This is a genomic window from Pseudooceanicola batsensis HTCC2597, assembly GCF_000152725.1.
Taxonomy (GTDB): domain Bacteria; phylum Pseudomonadota; class Alphaproteobacteria; order Rhodobacterales; family Rhodobacteraceae; genus Pseudooceanicola; species Pseudooceanicola batsensis.
The window spans coordinates 370,189-386,854 of sequence record NZ_CH724131.1; the positions used below are offsets into that span (position 1 = coordinate 370,189).

Genomic DNA, 16,666 nt, shown 5'->3' on the forward strand with positions numbered 1-16,666 from the left:
CCGTGGGAGTGCCGTGATGCGGCGGGTCTCGATCCTCGGGGCGACCAGTCCATCGGGCAGAACACGATCGATCTGATCGACCGCGCGCCGGATGCCTACAGGGTCGTGGCGCTGACCGGCGGGCGCAACGTGGCGCGCCTGGCCAAGGACGCGGTGCGTCTGCGCGCCGAACTGGCCGTGACCGCCCATGAAGACTGCCTCGAGGACCTCCGGGCCGCGCTCGGCAACTCCGGGGTGGAAGCCGCCGCCGGGCCCGCGGCCCTGGCCGAGGCCGCCGCGCGCCCGGCCGACTGGATCATGTCCGCCATCGTCGGGGCCGCCGGCCTGCCGCCGGGGCTGGCGGCGATCGGGCAGGGGACCTGCCTGGCCCTCGCCAACAAGGAGACGCTGGTGGCCGCCGGGCCGCTCGTCATGCGGCAGGCCGGGGCGCACGGAACCAGCATTCTGCCCGTGGACAGCGAACATTCCGCCGTTTTCCAGGCGCTGGCCGGCGAGGACTCGGCCACGGTCGAGCGTGTGGTCCTGACTGCCAGCGGCGGCGCCTTCCGCGACTGGCCGGTCGAAACGCTTCGTTCTGCCACCGTCGAGCAGGCCGCCACCCATCCCAACTGGGACATGGGACAGCGCATCACCATCGACAGCGCCTCGATGTTCAACAAGGCGCTGGAGGTTATCGAGGCGCGGGAATTCTTCGGTCTCGACCCCGAGCGGATCGAGGTGCTGATCCATCCCGAGAGCATCATCCATGCCATTGTCGGCCATGTCGACGGCGGCATGATGGCCCATCTGGGCGCCCCCGACATGCGGCACGCCATCGGCTATGCGCTGAACTGGCCCGCGCGGGCGCATCTGCCGGTCGAAAGGCTCGACCTCGCGCGGCTGGGGCAGCTGACCTTCCGCGCGCCCGATCCCGACCGCTATCCGGCGCTGGTGCTGGCAGAGCGGGTGATGCAGCGGGGCGGGCTGGCCGGCGCGGCCTTCAACGCGGCCAAGGAACGCGCGCTCGACGCCTTCATCGCCGGTCGCATCGGCTTTACCGAGATGGCCACGGTCGTCGCACGCGTTCTTGATCGTCTCGATCCCGAGATGGGGCGGGAGGGCGAGGTCTTTGACCTTGATAACGTCCTGCAAATGGACCATCTCGCCCGGAGGGAAGCCGACAGGGTCATGTCGCAGGGGCAGCAACAGGCGGGTTAATGGATCTTCTTCCACAGTTCGGCAGCATCTTTCAGACACTCGTGGCCTTCGTCGTCGCGCTGTCGATCATCGTGGCGATCCACGAATATGGCCACTACATCATCGGCCGCCTCTCGGGCATCAAGGCCGAGGTCTTCTCGCTTGGGTTCGGCCCCGTCCTCTATTCCCGCGTCGATCGGCACGGCACGCGCTGGCAACTGGCCGCGCTGCCCTTCGGCGGCTACGTCAAGTTCCTGGGCGACAGCGACGCGGCTTCGGGCCGCAGTGCCGAGGCGATGACCGATCTGGACGAGAGCGACCGCCGCAAGACGATGCATGGCGCGCCCCTCTGGGCCCGGACCGCCACGGTCGCCGCCGGTCCGGTGTTCAACTTCATTCTGTCCATCATCGTGTTCGCCGGGCTGTTCATGGTCCGGGGCGACGTGGCCGATCCGCTGACCGTGGACGAGATGCGCCCCCTCCCGCCGAGCTACGCCATGCTCGAGCCGGGGGACCAGGTGCTCGAGATCGGCGGCGTGCCCTTCCCGGGCGCCGAGGACGAGGCCTTCGCCGATTTCGACGAGGCGGTGCCGCTCGAGCGGACGCTGGACTATCGGGTGATCCGCGGGGGCGAGACGCGCACGGTCGCGGGCCCCTATCCCTATCCGCCGCTGATCACGCAGCTTGCCCCGAATTCCGCCGCCTACGACATCGGGATGAAACCCGGCGACGTGATCCTGGCGGTGGACGGTGACGACATCTTCGCCTTCGCGCAGCTCAAGGACCGGGTCGAGGGGTCGGAGGGCGCCGCGCTGGCCCTGAAGGTCTGGCGCGAGGGCGCGGGCGAGCCGCTCGACTTCGCGCTGGCGCCCCGGCGGGTGGACGAGCCGGACCCGGAGGGCGGGTTCCGCACCGAATGGCGCATCGGCATCGCCGGCGGCATGGCCTTCGAGCCCGCAACGGAGGGCGTTGGCCCCCTGACTGCCGTCGGCAACGGCGTGCAGCAGACCTGGCGGATCGCCGAAAGCTCGATCTCGGGGCTGTGGCACATGATCACCGGGGCGATCAGTACCTGCAACATGACCGGCCCCATCGGCATCGCGCAGACCTCGGGGGCGATGGCCAGCCAGGGCGCGGTCAGCTTCATCTGGTTCGTCGCGGCGCTGTCCACGGCCGTCGGCCTGCTGAACCTCTTTCCCATCCCCGTGCTCGACGGCGGACACCTGGTGTTCTTCGGCTACGAGGCCGTTGCCGGCAAACCGCCGTCGGATTTCGCTCTGCGGATGCTGATGGGGGCGGGGCTGATGCTGATCCTGTCGGTGATGGTCTTCGCCCTGACCAACGACGTGCTCTGCCCCTGATCGCGGCGCATGTCGCGGCGCACCCGCCTCGCGCCCCGAAATCGCCGCATTCTCGGTCGGGTTTCCGCCCCAATCCGCAGGCAGTTTCTGCCCGAGAGCGGCCCCCATGGGGCTGCAATGGGTAGACGAAAGACAGGCATCGAATGCAACTGATCCAAACCGGTTATTCCGGAATGACGCTTCTGGTCGATCTGAACCGCGACCGCCTCTACACGCTCGGCATGGTGGGCATGGCGCTGGCGGGCGGCTACTGGATCGCCTCGCTCATCCACTGACGACTTCCCCCCAGGCCGTGGCAGCGGCCGACCTCCGAACCGGATCACGGCAGACTTTCACAGGTCCGGTTCGTCAAACTGGAACGGTGCGCAGACCACACGGTGTGCGCACCTTTTTCGATTTGCGCCCGGATGATTTTGACAAGCCCAGATACACGGGTTAGTCACGTTCAAAAGGGGACGTCGGATCGGGTGAAACAATGAAGAAAACCAAGCAGAACAGGGCTGCCAACCTGTCGCTGAAGAAACCGATGAGCAGGGTTCTGATCGCCGCACTTCTGTTCAGCACGGCCGTGCCGTCGCTGCCGGAAATGGCCTTCGCGCAGAGCTACCGTTTCAATTCCGTGCAGGTCGACGGCAACGCCAGGATCGAGACCGGCACGGTCCTCAGCTATGCCGGGATCGCCCGGGGCGAGACCATCTCGGCCGCCGAACTCAACGACGCCTACCAGCGTCTTGTCGCCTCCGGCCTGTTCGAAACCGTCGAGATCGTTCCCCGTGGCGGTACGCTGGTGATCAACGTCGTCGAGTATCCCACGGTCAATCGCGTGACCTTCGAAGGCAACCGCCGTCTCGACGACGAGGCGCTGGCCTCGGTCGTGCAGTCCAAGCCCCGGCTGGTCTTTTCGCCGACCCGTGCCGAATCCGACGCGGCGCGCATCGCCGAGGCCTATTCCCAGGAGGGCCGGATCTCGGCCCGCGTGACGCCCCGGATCATCCGCCGGTCGGACAATCGCGTCGATCTGGTCTACGAAGTGTTCGAGGGCCGCAACACCGAGATCAACCGCATCGGCTTCGTCGGCAACCGCGTCTATTCGGACCGGCGCCTGCGCCGCGTGCTGGAAACCAAGCAGGCCGGCCTGCTGCGCCAGCTGATCCGCCGCGACACCTTCCAGGAGGACCGGCTGCAGTTCGACCAGCAGGTCCTGCGCGACTTCTATCTTTCGCGCGGCTACATCGACTTCCGCACCACCGCCGTCGATGCCGAACTCGCGCGGGAGCGGGACGCCTATTTCGTGACCTTCAACGTGCAGGAAGGCCAGCAATTCCGCTTCGGCGACATCACCGTTGTCAGCAACTATCCAGCGGCCGATGCCGAGGCCTATGAACAGGTGGTGCGTCTGCGCCCCGGCATCGTCTATTCGCCGAACCATGTCGAGAACGCCATCGCCCGGATGGAAAACCTCGCCGTGCGCGAGGGGCTCGATTTCCTCCGCGTCGAACCGCGCATCACCCGGAACGAACGCGACCTCACGCTGGATGTGGAATTCGTCCTGTCCCGCGGTCCGCGCGTCTTCGTCGAACGCATCGACGTTGAGGGCAACACCACCACCCTGGACCGCGTCGTCCGGCGGCAGTTCCGCATCGTCGAGGGCGACCCCTTCAACCCGCGCCAGATCCGCGAGGCCGCGGAACGCATCCGCGCCCTGAACTTCTTCGAGAACACCCAGGTCAACGCCCGCGAGGGGTCCAGCCCCGACCGCGTCGTGGTGGACGTGGATGTCGAGGAAAAGGCCACCGGGTCGCTTTCCTTCGGCGGTACCTATTCGACCAACTCGGGCTTCGGGCTGGCCATCTCGTTCAGCGAAACCAACTTCCTCGGCCGGGGCCAGAGCCTGTTCCTGTCGCTCGCGGGGGCGGATTCGAACAAGAACTACTCCCTCGCCTTCGTCGAGCCTGCCTTCCTCGGGCGCGACGTGGCATTCAGCTTCGACCTCGGCGTGACCGAAACCGAAAGCTTCAACGCGCCCTATGACACCGAGGTCGGCGAATTCGGCCTCGGCCTGGAGTTCCCGCTTGCCGAGCGGTCGCGCCTGGGCCTGACCTTCTCGCTCGAATCCTCCGAGATGAAGGCCTCGACCAGCGGCGACGCGGCCGGGTCGATCATCCAGAACGAGATCGGGCAGGGCGACGTGATCTCCAGTTCGATCGGCTACAAGTACACGTTCGACAGCCGCGAGAACGGCTTCGACCCGACCCGTGGCTTCCTGTTCGAATTCGGCCAGGACTACGCGGGCCTCGGTGGCGATGTCCAGTTTATCGAGACCAAGGCGCGGGCGGTGGCCCAGGCGCGCATCCTCAACGAAGAGGTGACGGTCCGGGCCAGCTTGCGCGGCGGGATGCTGAACTACACCAAGGGCTCGAGCCGCACGATCGACCGGGTCAACCTGCTGGGCGATTACCTGCGCGGCTTCGAACCCTCGGGCGTCGGTCCGCGTCAACGCGGCACCAACAGCAGCGGCGCCGCCTTCGACAACGCGCTCGCGGGCAACATGTTCGTGGTCGGCAGCGTCGAGGCCGAATTCCCGCTCGGCCTGCCCGAGGAATACGGCATCACCGGCGGCGCCTTCTACGACATCTCGAACATCTGGGATGTGGGGGCCTCGGCCGGACAGCCCGGCGTGCTCTACAACAACGGGTCGTACCGCCATGTCGTGGGTCTCTCGGTCTTCTGGGACACGCCCATCGGCCCGCTGCGGTTCAACTTCGCCAAGGCGCTGAAGAAGGAACAGTTCGATCAGGAACAGTTCTTCAACGTCACGATCCGATCGGAATTCTGAGGCCGTCTTGCGTGTCCTGATGCCGCGCCTGCGCAATGGCCTGGCGGCGCTGTGCCTCGCGCTCCTGCCGCTCGCCGCCCCGGCTCAGCCCAGGGATTCGGGACCGCCGGACAGCCCGATCCTGACGCTGGACAGCGAGCGTCTGATCACCGAAAGCGCCGCCGGCCAGGCGATCGACCGCGACCTGGCCGACAAGAGCGCGGCACTCGCGGCGGAAAACCGCCGGATCGAGGCCGAGCTCACGGCGGAGGAGAGAGACCTGACGGAACGGCGGGCAAGCCTGACGCCCGAGGAGTTCCGCGCCGAGGCCACCGCCTTCGACGAGAAGGTCCAGACCATCCGCACCGAACAGGACGCCAAGCTGCGCGCCCTGCAGGAAGAGGCGAACGAAGCGCGGCGCGACATCATGCGGGCGGCCGATCCCGTGCTCGTCGGCCTCATGCAGGAGGCGGGCGCCGCCATCATCATGGAAAAGGCCAATGTCCTGGCCTCGCTCCAGGCCACGGACATCACCGATCTCGCGATCTCCCGGCTCGACGCGGCGATGAGCGACCCGCCGGGCAACAGCGGTGGCTTCGATCTCGGCGTCCCGATCCCTGGGCGCGACGCCGCGCAGGAAGCGACGCCCCCGGACCCGAACCCGGACCCGGCCCCGACCGCGCCGCCGCCGGACCCGACCGCCGTACCGGCGCCGCAGTCCGACCCCGCCGCGCCCCCGGCGCCCCAGCCGGGGGCCCCCGGCCGAACCGATCCCTGACGGCCCGGGCGGCATGGCGCACCTTGCCGCGGGATCGCCCAGTTGCTAGGCACGCGCCAGTTTCGGCCGGTGCCAGGACAAAGAGGACCAAGCATGAGCGACACTTTGAAATCCGCCGATATCGGCCTGATCCAGCGGATCATCCCGCATCGCTATCCCTTCCTCCTGGTGGACCGCGTCGAAGAGATCGACGGCCATGCCTCGGCGCTCGGCATCAAGAACGTCACCATGAACGAACCGCATTTCCAGGGCCATTTCCCCGGCAAGCCGATCATGCCCGGTGTCACCATCGTCGAGGCGATGGCCCAGACCGCCGCCGTCATGGTGGGGGTCGACATGGACATGGCCGACCGCGACCTGCTGGTCTATTTCATGGCCATCGAAAGCTGCAAGTTCCGCCGCATGGTGGTGCCCGGCGACGTGCTGAGAATGCGGCTGACGACCGTCCGGGGCAAACCCGGCGGCAAGGTCTGGAAGTTCCGGGGCGTGGCCGAGGTCGAGGGCGAACTTGCCTGCGAGGCCGAGTTCACCGCCATGATGGACCTGCCCAGGGAGTGACCGATGGCGATTGATCCGCAGGCCGAGATCCACCCCTCGGCGGTGATCGAGGAGGGCGCGCAGATCGCCGCCGGCGTCCGCGTCGGTCCGTTCTGCCACGTCGGGCCGAAGGTCACGCTCGCTCCGCGCGTCACCCTGACGAGCCACGTGGTCGTGCAGGGCATCTGCTCCATCGGCGAGGAGACGCTGGTCCATCCCTTCGCCGTGCTCGGCGGCATCCCGCAGGACCTCAAGTTCAAGGGCGAGGAGACCGAGCTGCGCATCGGCAGGCGCAACCGCATCCGCGAACATGTCACCATGAACACCGGCACCGAGGGCGGGGGCGGCGTGACCCGCGTCGGCGATGACGGGCTCTTCATGGCGGGCTGTCACGTGGCCCACGACTGCCAGGTCGGCAACAACGTCATCATCGTCAACAACGCCGCCCTGGCCGGGCATTGCATCATCGAGGACGAGGTCATCATCGGCGGTCTCTCGGGCGTGCACCAGTTCGTCCGCATCGGCCGCGGCGCGATCATCGGGGCAGTGACCATGGTCACCAACGACGTGATCCCCCACGGTCTGGTGCAGGCGCCGCGCGGCGTGCTGGACGGGCTGAACCTGGTGGGGCTCAAGCGGCGCGGTGTGGCGCGCTCCGACATCACGGCCCTGCGCGCGGCGTTCCAGATGCTCGCCCAGGGCGAGGGCGCCTTTCAGGACCGCGCCCGCCGGCTCGGCGACGAAACCGAAAGCGATTATGTCCGTGACATCGTCCGCTTCGTCCTCGCCGGAAGCGACCGGTCCTTCCTGACCCCCGGGCGCGACTGACATGCCGCGCACCGGCATCATCGCCGGCAGCGGCGGGCTGCCCCGCCTGCTGGCCGACGGCCTGCCCGAGGCCCGGGTCATCGCCTTCGAGGGCACCGCGACGGATGTGCCGGAACACCGGCTGAGCCGCCACCGGATCGAACGCCTGGGCGCCCTTTTCGACGATCTTCGCGCGGCCGGGGTCGACCGGGTGGTCCTCGCCGGTGCCATGAGCCGTCCCGCGCTCGATCCGGCCGTGCTAGATCCGGTGATGCGCGACCTCGCCCCGCGGATCCTGCAGGCCATGCAGGGCGGGGACGATGCGCTCCTGCGGCTCGTCGTCGGGATCTTCGAGGAACAGGGTTTCGCGGTCATCGGCGCGCACGAGGCCCTGCCGGACCTGACGTGCGAACCGGGCGTTCTGGCCGGCCCCGGGCCCTCCGAAGCCACCCGCGCCGACATCGCCCGCGCCGAGGCGATCCTCGCCGCCCTCGGTCCGGTGGACGTGGGCCAGGGCTGCGTGGTCTCCGGCGGCCTCTGCCTGGGGATCGAGACGCTGCAGGGCACCGACGCGATGCTGCGCTTCGTCGCCGAGACGCCCGACGGACTGCGCGGCCGTCCCGGGGGGATCCTGCTCAAACGGCCCAAGCCCGGTCAGGACCTGCGCGTCGACATGCCCGCCATCGGCCCCGAAACCGCACGTGCGGCCGCCGCCGCCGGCCTCTCGGGCATCGTCGTGGCGGCCGGCCGGACGCTTCTCATCGATCGCGCGGCGCTCTGCGCGGAATGCGACGCGCGCGGCCTCTTCCTGCTGGCGGAGCGGCCTTGATGCGGGTGTTCCTGATCGCCGGGGAACCCTCGGGCGACGCGCTCGGGCAGGCCCTGATGGCAGGTCTCAGATCGCTTGTTCCGGATGTCGTCTTCGAGGGCGTCGGCGGCCCGCTGATGTGCGCCGAAGGCATGGAGAGCCTCTTTCCCATGGAGGAACTCTCGGTCATGGGCCTGGCCGAGATCCTGCCGAAATACCGTCACCTCAAGCGCCGCATCCGCGAAAGCGCCCGCGCCGTGCTCGATGCCGGACCGGACGTTCTGATCACCATCGACAGCCCCGACTTCTGCCTGCGCGTCGCCCGGCTGGTCAAGGAAGCGAGCACCATCCGCACCGTCCACTACGTCGCGCCCACCGTCTGGGCCTGGCGTCCCGGCCGTGCGCAGAAGATGGCCGGCGTCATCGACCATGTCCTGGCCCTCTTTCCCTTCGAGCCACCGCTGATGCAGGCCGCCGGCATGGAATGCGACTTCGTCGGTCATCCGGTCGTCTCCCGGCCCGTCGCCAGCGCCTCCGAGGCCGCCGCCTTCCGCGCCGACACCGGCCTGGGCGAGGCGCCGCTCGTGCTGCTGCTGCCCGGCTCGCGCGAGGGCGAGGTCGCCCGCATCGCCCCCGTTCTGGGCGAAACGGCGGCCCGGATGGCAAGGGCGCGGCCCGATCTCGCCTTCGTCCTGCCCGTGGCCGGCGCGGTCGCCGATAGGGTGGCCGGGATCGTCGCGGAGTGGCCGGTCCGCCCGCGCCTGATCGATCCACGCAGCGCCGGCCCGCTGGCCAAGCGCGCCGCCTTCCGCGCCGCGGACGTGGCCATCGCCGCCTCCGGCACGGTCTCGCTCGAGCTTGCGGCGGCCCGCACGCCGATGGTCATCGCCTACCGCATGAATCCGGTCACCTTCGCGATCATGCGGCGCATGGCCCTGACCGACACGGTCACCCTGGTCAACCTCGTCTCCGAGACCCGCACCGTTCCCGAGTTCCTCGGTCCCGCCTGCCGGGCCGACACTATCGCGCCGGCCGCCCTCGACCTGTTGCAGGGCGCGCCCGATCAGGTTCGCGCCATGGATCTGACGATGGACCGGCTGGGAAGAACCGGCGATCCCCCCGGTCTGCGCGCGGCCCGGGCCGTGCTCGCCCGCCTGTAACAAGGCGGGCCCGCGTCTCAAGCTCCGGCTGCAAGTTTCCCGAACTTACGTCCGCCCCGATTGCCGGAGCCAGCTCGCCCGACGCCCCCGCACGAGGCGGCGCGGCGCTGCCCCCGGACCCTCGTCCCATCGCAAAGAATGAAAATCAGCCTGCTCGCGACCCGCTCGGCAGGACGCTCGCCCCCCTTCTTTGGTCCGGCAAATATCCTCGGGGGGGCCGCGTCAGCGGCGGGGGGCAGACAGCCCCCCTCCACCGCGGGGCGTCACGCGCCGCCCTTCCAGATCCAGCCGCCTCCCAGGATGCGCGTGCCGCCGGTCTCGTAGAAGACGCAGGCCTGCCCGGGCGAGACGCCCTCTTCCGGCGTCAGGAGTTCGACCACCGCCTCGGTGTCGGACACCGGGCGCAGGATCGCCTCGCGCGGGGGGCGCGTCGAGCGGACCTTGACCGAGATCTCGCGCTCCGGTTGATCGGTGAATGCGCCCTCGCCAAGCCAGTTGATCTCGCGGACGGGAACCTGGCGGGTCGCCAGCAGTTCCTTGGGGCCGACCACGACCCGGCGGGCGTCGACGTCCAGCCTGACCACGTAGAGCGGATCGCTCAGACCGCCGATCCCCAGGCCGCGGCGCTGGCCGATCGTGTAGTGGATGACGCCCTCGTGATGGCCCAGCACGCGGCCACTGGTATCGACGATCTCGCCCGGCTCGGCCGCGCCGGGGCGCAGTTTCTCGATCACGCTGGCGTAATTGCCGTTCGGCACGAAGCAGATGTCCTGGCTGTCCGGCTTGTCCGCCACCGGCAGTCCGTATTTCGCCGCCAGCGCCCGCGTTTCCGCCTTGGAGGCGAGGTGCCCGAGCGGAAAGCGCAGGAACGAGAGCTGTTCCGGCGTGGTGGAGAAGAGGAAATAGCTCTGGTCGCGGGCGGCATCGGCGGCACTGTGCAGTTCCGCCCCCGCCGCGCCCATCTTGCGCTGGATGTAATGGCCCGTCGCCATGCAGTCGGCGTCCAGGTCCCGCGCGGTTTCCAGCAGGTCCTTGAACTTCACCCGCTCGTTGCAGCGGATGCAGGGCACCGGCGTCGCCCCCGCCAGATAGCTGTCGGCGAATTCGTCGATCACCGCGTCGCGGAAAATGTTCTCGTAATCCAGCACGTAGTGCGGAAAGCCCATCTCCTCGGCCACGCGCCGCGCGTCGTGGATGTCGAGTCCGGCGCAGCAGGCGCCCTTCTTGGCCAGCGCCGCGCCGTGGTCGTAGAGCTGGAGCGTCACGCCTACGACGTCATAGCCTTCCTCGGCCAGCATCGCCGCCACGACGGAGCTGTCCACGCCGCCCGACATGGCCACGACCACGCGGGTCTCGGCGGGTGGTTTGGCGAATCCCAGGGAATTCAGGTCTGATGTGCGATCGAGCGCCATGGAGCCTCCGACCCGTTTGCGCGAAAGAGCGAGAGAATAAGTGAAAATGCGAATGAATAACAGCCCGCGATTTCACCCCCCGTTAAACCCGACGCGCAATGATGCGCCACGGGCAAAAGGGATCGCGAGCGATGTACCTCAAGAAGATTTCCGGGCCAAGGGCCGTAACCCTGCCTGACGGAACTGTCATGACGCGGGCCGACCTGCCGCCCGCCGACACCCGACGATGGGTCGCCTCGCGCAAGGCCGCCGTGGTGCGCGGCGTGGTGCATGGGCTGATCTCGCAGGACGAGGCGCTGGACCTCTACAAGCTGAGCGCGGAAGAGTTCATGGAGTGGGTCGAAGCCGTGACGAAGCACGGCGAACAGGCGCTGAAAGCAACGGCTGTGCAGAAATTCAGGCAGAATTGACATGAATCGAACAACTTTGAGTTGTTGAGAAATTCTTCCATTCGCGGTAATTGGTCGTTAACCATTTAAAGTCAATGTATCCGGTATTGTGAACCTGATGGAGAGATCGGTTATGCGCGTGCTGCTCGTCGAAGACGATCCGACAACCTCGAAAAGCATCGAACTGATGCTGACCCATGCCAACCTGAACGTCTACACGACCGACCTGGGGGAGGAAGGGATCGATCTTGCCAAGCTCTACGATTACGATCTCATCCTGCTCGATCTCGGCCTGCCGGACATGAATGGTCACGAGGTGCTGCGCCAGCTGCGCGTCTCGCGGATCGAGACTCCGATCCTGATCCTGTCGGGCGCCGACGATACCGAGAACAAGATCAAGGGATTCGGTTTCGGCGCCGACGACTACATGACCAAACCCTTCCACCGCGAGGAACTGGTCGCCCGGATCCACGCCATCATCCGCCGGTCCAAGGGGCATTCACAGTCGATCATCCGCACCGGCAAGGTGTCGGTGAACCTGGATGCCAAGACCGTCGAGGTCGAGGGCAAGCCGGTCCACCTGACCGGCAAGGAATACCAGATGCTCGAGTTGCTCAGCCTGCGCAAGGGCACGACCCTCACCAAGGAGATGTTCCTCAACCATCTCTACGGCGGCATGGACGAACCCGAGCTCAAGATCATCGACGTCTTCATATGCAAGCTGCGCAAGAAGCTGTCGACCGCGACGGGCGGCGACAACTATATCGAAACCGTCTGGGGCCGCGGCTATGTCCTGCGCGATCCGCAGCCCGAGGAACTGGACGACCAGCGGCTGGCCGTCGGGGCCTGACCACTGGCCGGCGAATCCGCTGGCATGGCACCACTCGCGACTGGACCCCGAACCGAGCGCCCCCTATCACTTTTCTCGGTCCTGGAACTGGCCGGAAACCGTGAAGGGGGCGTTAGATTAATTTTGAAGTGTTCAGCTTCATTGTTTTTGCAATGACGGGCTCAGGTCCGAGTCATCCACAACTAGACGCCTAGGATACTGCTATCCAACGTTCATCGGAATGGCGGGACCACGTAGAGCGGGCACGTGATCATAAGTGCCTCCTGCCTAGACGGGATTGCTGCTTGGGCCTATCACTCGGCACAAGAATCTTGTTGAGGGCGGATTTATGGATGAGCCTCTGGATCCAAACGAAGACGAAGCTCGAGAGGAGTTTTTTGAACTGCAGCTTCTCTTGTGGGCTGCCAACCGAGAGTATCACAGCGAAAACTCGCCTTCGATATCGGATGCGCAATACGACGAAGCCAAACGCCGGTACATCGAATTAACCGATCTATTTCCGAAGTTTGAAGCAGCTGCGACTCAGTTGACAGCCATAGGCGCGCCGACTAGCTTGGGTTTCGGCAAGATCACCCATGCCGTGCGCATGATGTCGCTCGCCAACGCCTTCGACGACGCGGATGTGGCGGAATTCGACGCCCGCATCCGGTCCTACCTCAACCTGGCCGCCGACGCGCCGCTGGCCTACACGGCCGAACCCAAGATCGACGGGCTGAGCCTGTCACTGCGCTACGAGAACGGCCGGCTGGTCCAGGCGGCCACCCGCGGCGACGGCGAGGTCGGCGAGAATGTCACGGCCAACGCCCGGACCATCGACGACATCCCCGTCGAGGTGACGGGCGCCCCCGAGGTGATGGAGGTGCGCGGCGAGGTCTACATGTCCCACGCCGATTTCGCCGCCCTGAACGCCCGCCAGGCCGAACGGGGCGGCAAGACCTTCGCCAATCCGCGCAACGCCGCTGCCGGGTCGCTCCGCCAGCTCGATGCTCAAATCACCCGCGCCCGGCCGCTGCGCTTCTTCGCCTATTCCTGGGGCGACCTCAGCGCGCCGCTGGCCGCAACCCAGACCCAGGCGATCGAACGGCTGCGACGGTTGGGCTTCCGGACCAACCCCCTGACACGCCGCTGCGACGGCCCGCAGGACATGCTCGACCATTACCGCAGCATCGAGGAACAGCGCGCGACGCTCGGCTACGACATCGACGGCGTGGTCTACAAGGTCGACGATCTGGCCCTGCAGAACCGCCTCGGCAGCCGCTCAACCACGCCGAGATGGGCGCTGGCCCACAAGTTCCCGGCCGAGCTGGCCTGGACGCGGCTCGAGGCCATCGACATTCAGGTGGGCCGGACGGGCGCGCTCAGCCCCGTGGCGCGGCTGACGCCGGTGACGGTCGGCGGGGTGGTCGTTTCGAACGCGACGCTCCACAACGAGGATTACATCGCCGGCCGCGACAGCAGGGGCGAGGAGATCCGCGGGGGCAAGGATATCCGCATCGGCGACTGGGTGCAGGTCTACCGCGCCGGCGACGTCATCCCCAAGGTGGCCGACGTCGATCTTTCGAAACGGCCCGACGATGCGGAGCCCTATGTTTTCCCGACCAAGTGCCCCGAATGCGGCAGCGACGCCCTGCGCGAGCCCGGCGACGCGGTGCGCCGCTGCACCGGCGGCGTGGTCTGCCCCGCGCAGGCGGTGGAAAAGCTCAAGCATTTCGTGTCGCGCGCGGCCTTCGACATCGAGGGGCTCGGCGCCAGGCAGGTCGAGGCCTTCTACACCGACGGCTGGATCACCGAACCGGCCGAGATCTTCACCCTGGAAGAGCGTTACGGCCGGGGCCTCCGGGCCCTCAAGAACCGCGAGGGCTGGGGCGAGAAGAGCGCGACGAACCTCTTCCGCGCCATCGACGAAAAGCGCCGGATCCCCCTCTCGCGCCTGCTCTTCGCGCTCGGCATCCGGCATGTGGGCGAAAGCGCCTCGGCCCTGATCGCCAACCACTACGGCACCTGGGACGCGCTGGAAGAGGCGATGGTGGCCGCCGCCGAACCGGGCCAGGCGCGCGAGGACCTGACCGGTATCGACGGGGTCGGCGAGGTCATGGCGACCTCGCTCACCTCGGCCTTCGCCAACCCGGCGGAACGCGCTTCGATGGACCGGCTGGTGGCGCATCTCGACGTGCAGGAATCCCGGCGCGCGGTCGCGGCCGACAGCCCCGTGGCGGGCAAGACGGTCGTCTTTACCGGCACGCTGGAAAAAATGACCCGCGCCGAAGCCAAGGCGCGGGCGGAATCGCTCGGGGCCAAGGTTTCGGGCTCGGTCTCGGCCAAGACCGATCTGCTGGTGGCCGGGCCGGGAGCGGGCTCAAAGGCGAAGAAGGCGGCGGAGCTCGGGGTCGAGACGATGGACGAGGACGGGTGGCTCGCCCTCATCGGCGGCTGACATGGCGGGGCGGCCCGAGATCCTCTTTCCGCTCTTCGCCGATGTGCAGACCTTGCCGGGTGTCGGACCGAAGACGGCCAGGCACCTGGCCCAGATCGGTGTCGAGACGCCGCGCGATCTGCTGTTCCTGCTGCCGAACGGCACGATCGACCGCAGGCGGCGCGACACGATCCGCGGCGCCCCGTTGCCCGGGACCGTCACGGTCGAGGTCGAGGTGGGCGCGCATCGCCCGGCGGCCCGGAAGGGCGGCGCCTACCGGGTCATGGTGCGCGACGCGCAGGAGGACTTTCCGCTCGTCTTCTTCCATGCCCGGGGCGACTATCTCGGGAAACTGCTGCCGACGGGCGCCCGACGGATCGTCTCCGGCAAGCTGGAACTCTTCGACGGCATCGCCCAGATGGTGCATCCCGACCATGTCCTGCCGCCCGACGAGGCCGGGGACCTGCCCGAGTTCGAGCCGGTCTATCCGCTGACCCAGGGCGTGACGCAGCGGGTGATGGGCAAGGCCGCCGCCGGGGCGCTGAGCCGCGCCCCCGACCTGGCAGAATGGATCGATCCCGATCTCATGGCGCAGCGTGGCTGGCCCGGCTGGTCCGATGCCCTTCGGGCGGCCCATGAACCGCGTGACGAAATCTCCGTTCTGGATACGGCGCGGACGCGGCTGGCCTATGACGAACTGCTGGCGCATCAGCTGACCCTGGCGCTGGCCCGCGCCCGGACCCGGCGCGGCAAGGGCCGTGTGACGCGGGGCGACGGCGGCCTGCGCGAGCGCGTGCTGGCCGCGTTGCCCTACCGCCCCACGGGCGCCCAGACCCGCGCCCTCGGCGAGATCTCGGCCGACATGGCGGGAGAGACGCGCATGTCGCGGCTGTTGCAGGGCGACGTGGGGGCGGGCAAGACGCTGGTCGCGGTGCTGGCGCTTCTGATCGCGGTCGAGGCGGGCGGGCAGGGCGTCATGATGGCCCCGACCGAGATCCTCGCGCGGCAGCATCTCGAAAGCGTGACGCCCCTGGCCGAGGCCGCCGGCGTGCGCGTCGCGATCCTGACCGGCCGCGACCGGGGGGCCGATCGTGCCGCCAAGCTGGACGACCTGGCCGAGGGGCGCATCGACATCCTGCTCGGCACCCATGCGGTCTTTCAGTCAGATGTGGTCTTCCGCGATCTGCGTCTCGCCATCGTCGACGAACAGCACCGGTTCGGCGTGCGCCAGCGGCTGGAGTTGGGACGCAAGGGGGCGCTGGCGGATGTGCTGGTGATGACCGCGACCCCGATTCCCCGCTCTCTGGCCCTCGCGCAGTATGGCGACATGGATGTTTCCGTGCTCGACGAGAAGCCGCCGGGGCGCAAGCCGATCCGCACGGCTCTGGTCTCGACCGCCCGCATGGACGAGGTGGTGGACCACCTGCGTCAGGCCGTGTCCGAGGGGCGCCGGGCCTACTGGGTCTGCCCGCTGGTCGAGGAAAGCGAAACGGTCGATCTGACTGCGGCCGAGGACCGGTTCAAGCACCTGCGCGCGGCCCTGGGCGACGAGGTGGTCGCGCTGGTCCATGGGCAGATGCCGCCGGCCGACAAGGATGCGGCCATGGCGGATTTCGTGGCCGGGCGGCGCCAGGTCCTGGTGGCGACCACGGTGATCGAGGTGGGGGTGAACGTTCCCGAGGCGTCGATCATGGTCATCGAGCGAGCCGAGACCTTCGGCCTCGCCCAGTTGCACCAGCTGCGCGGTCGGGTCGGGCGGGGTGAGGCGCAGGCCACCTGCCTGCTGATGTACCGCGCGCCCCTGTCCGAACCGGCCGAAAAGCGCCTGACCCTGATGCGTGAAACCGAGGACGGGTTCCGTATCGCCGAGGTCGACCTCGAGATGCGCGGCGCGGGCGACATGATCGGCACGGCACAATCCGGCCTGCCACGGTTCCGGATCGCCGATCTGGAACGCGACACCGGGCTGATGGCGCTGGCGCAGAGCGATGCCCGCGCGCTGCTCTCGCGGGACGCCACGCTGGAGAGCGACCGGGGCAGGGCGGCCCGCACCCTCCTGTGGCTGATGGGTCAGGACGAGGCTATCCGCCTGATTTCGGTTGGATAACGCGGTTTGTTCTCAAATGTTCTTAAAAAGTTCTTTACAGGCGCGGCGCGATA

General features: G+C 67.8%; 13 protein-coding genes and 1 pseudogene. 13 read left to right on the forward strand and 1 reads right to left on the reverse strand.

Annotation, left to right across the window (positions count from 1 at the left end; all coding sequences use genetic code 11):
- The first annotated feature begins 16 nt into the window (after positions 1-16).
- The 9 genes and pseudogenes from dxr (at position 17) to lpxB (ending at position 9,442) form a co-directional block, all read left to right on the forward strand.
- Positions 17-1,197, forward strand: a pseudogene (dxr, locus tag OB2597_RS05860) (1-deoxy-D-xylulose-5-phosphate reductoisomerase).
- A complete protein-coding gene (rseP, locus tag OB2597_RS05865; RefSeq protein ID WP_009804610.1) occupies positions 1,197-2,537 on the forward strand; it encodes an RIP metalloprotease RseP in 1,341 nt (446 codons plus the stop codon). The pseudogene dxr and the gene rseP overlap by 1 nt, the downstream one beginning before the upstream one ends.
- 143 nt (positions 2,538-2,680) lie before the next feature.
- Entirely contained in the window at positions 2,681-2,812 is a 132-nt protein-coding gene (locus OB2597_RS22625; protein WP_009804611.1) for a hypothetical protein, read from the forward strand.
- Between the two features lie 200 nt (positions 2,813-3,012).
- Positions 3,013-5,373, forward strand: a complete 2,361-nt coding sequence (gene bamA, locus OB2597_RS05870) for an outer membrane protein assembly factor BamA (RefSeq protein WP_009804612.1) — start codon at positions 3,013-3,015, stop codon at positions 5,371-5,373.
- Between the two features lie 7 nt (positions 5,374-5,380).
- The gene (locus OB2597_RS05875; protein ID WP_009804613.1) at positions 5,381-6,130 is read left to right on the forward strand and encodes an OmpH family outer membrane protein; all 750 of its coding nucleotides are present in this window, start codon (positions 5,381-5,383) and stop codon (positions 6,128-6,130) included.
- Between the two features lie 93 nt (positions 6,131-6,223).
- Positions 6,224-6,688 carry a 3-hydroxyacyl-ACP dehydratase FabZ gene (gene fabZ, locus OB2597_RS05880; protein ID WP_009804614.1) on the forward strand — a complete coding sequence of 155 codons (465 nt, stop codon included), beginning with the start codon at positions 6,224-6,226 and terminating at the stop codon, positions 6,686-6,688.
- A 3-nt stretch (positions 6,689-6,691) separates the two neighbouring features.
- On the forward strand, positions 6,692-7,495 hold the full coding sequence (lpxA, locus tag OB2597_RS05885) for an acyl-ACP--UDP-N-acetylglucosamine O-acyltransferase (protein ID WP_009804615.1): 804 nt from the start codon (positions 6,692-6,694) through the stop codon (positions 7,493-7,495).
- Position 7,496: 1 nt separating this feature from the next.
- Entirely contained in the window at positions 7,497-8,303 is an 807-nt protein-coding gene (locus OB2597_RS05890) for an LpxI family protein (protein WP_009804616.1), read from the forward strand.
- Entirely contained in the window at positions 8,303-9,442 is a 1,140-nt protein-coding gene (gene lpxB, locus OB2597_RS05895) for a lipid-A-disaccharide synthase (protein ID WP_009804617.1), read from the forward strand. The genes OB2597_RS05890 and lpxB overlap by 1 nt, the downstream gene beginning before the upstream one ends.
- Before the next feature lie 263 nt (positions 9,443-9,705).
- Here the strand turns inward: lpxB and mnmA are convergent, their stop codons facing one another.
- Complete coding sequence (mnmA, locus tag OB2597_RS05900; RefSeq protein WP_009804618.1) at positions 9,706-10,854, reverse strand: tRNA 2-thiouridine(34) synthase MnmA; 1,149 nt, start codon at positions 10,852-10,854, stop codon at positions 9,706-9,708.
- Positions 10,855-10,985: 131 nt separating this feature from the next.
- Here mnmA and sciP point away from each other — a divergent pair, with 131 nt between their 5' ends.
- The 4 genes from sciP (at position 10,986) to recG (ending at position 16,613) form a co-directional block, all read left to right on the forward strand.
- Positions 10,986-11,264 carry a CtrA inhibitor SciP gene (gene sciP / locus OB2597_RS05905; RefSeq protein ID WP_040609159.1) on the forward strand — a complete coding sequence of 93 codons (279 nt, stop codon included), beginning with the start codon at positions 10,986-10,988 and terminating at the stop codon, positions 11,262-11,264.
- Between the two features lie 112 nt (positions 11,265-11,376).
- Positions 11,377-12,093, forward strand: a complete 717-nt coding sequence (gene ctrA, locus OB2597_RS05910) for a response regulator transcription factor CtrA (protein WP_009804620.1) — start codon at positions 11,377-11,379, stop codon at positions 12,091-12,093.
- Between the two features lie 328 nt (positions 12,094-12,421).
- Positions 12,422-14,527, forward strand: coding sequence for an NAD-dependent DNA ligase LigA (ligA, locus tag OB2597_RS05915; protein WP_040609161.1), 2,106 nt, complete (start codon positions 12,422-12,424; stop codon positions 14,525-14,527).
- A gap of 1 nt (position 14,528) precedes the next feature.
- The gene (recG, locus tag OB2597_RS05920) at positions 14,529-16,613 is read left to right on the forward strand and encodes an ATP-dependent DNA helicase RecG (protein WP_009804622.1); all 2,085 of its coding nucleotides are present in this window, start codon (positions 14,529-14,531) and stop codon (positions 16,611-16,613) included.
- Positions 16,614-16,666 lie beyond the last annotated feature (53 nt).

Coding starts and splice junctions, on each gene's coding strand:
- lpxB (WP_009804617.1), top strand. CDS start 8,303: ATGCGGGTGTTCCTGATCGCCGGGGAACCCTCGGGCGACGCGCTCGGG.
- fabZ (WP_009804614.1), top strand. CDS start 6,224: ATGAGCGACACTTTGAAATCCGCCGATATCGGCCTGATCCAGCGGATC.
- OB2597_RS05890 (WP_009804616.1), top strand. CDS start 7,497: ATGCCGCGCACCGGCATCATCGCCGGCAGCGGCGGGCTGCCCCGCCTG.
- bamA (WP_009804612.1), top strand. CDS start 3,013: ATGAAGAAAACCAAGCAGAACAGGGCTGCCAACCTGTCGCTGAAGAAA.
- rseP (WP_009804610.1), top strand. CDS start 1,197: ATGGATCTTCTTCCACAGTTCGGCAGCATCTTTCAGACACTCGTGGCC.
- OB2597_RS22625 (WP_009804611.1), top strand. CDS start 2,681: ATGCAACTGATCCAAACCGGTTATTCCGGAATGACGCTTCTGGTCGAT.
- lpxA (WP_009804615.1), top strand. CDS start 6,692: ATGGCGATTGATCCGCAGGCCGAGATCCACCCCTCGGCGGTGATCGAG.
- ctrA (WP_009804620.1), top strand. CDS start 11,377: ATGCGCGTGCTGCTCGTCGAAGACGATCCGACAACCTCGAAAAGCATC.
- sciP (WP_040609159.1), top strand. CDS start 10,986: ATGTACCTCAAGAAGATTTCCGGGCCAAGGGCCGTAACCCTGCCTGAC.
- mnmA (WP_009804618.1), bottom strand. CDS start 10,854: ATGGCGCTCGATCGCACATCAGACCTGAATTCCCTGGGATTCGCCAAA.
- recG (WP_009804622.1), top strand. CDS start 14,529: ATGGCGGGGCGGCCCGAGATCCTCTTTCCGCTCTTCGCCGATGTGCAG.
- ligA (WP_040609161.1), top strand. CDS start 12,422: ATGGATGAGCCTCTGGATCCAAACGAAGACGAAGCTCGAGAGGAGTTT.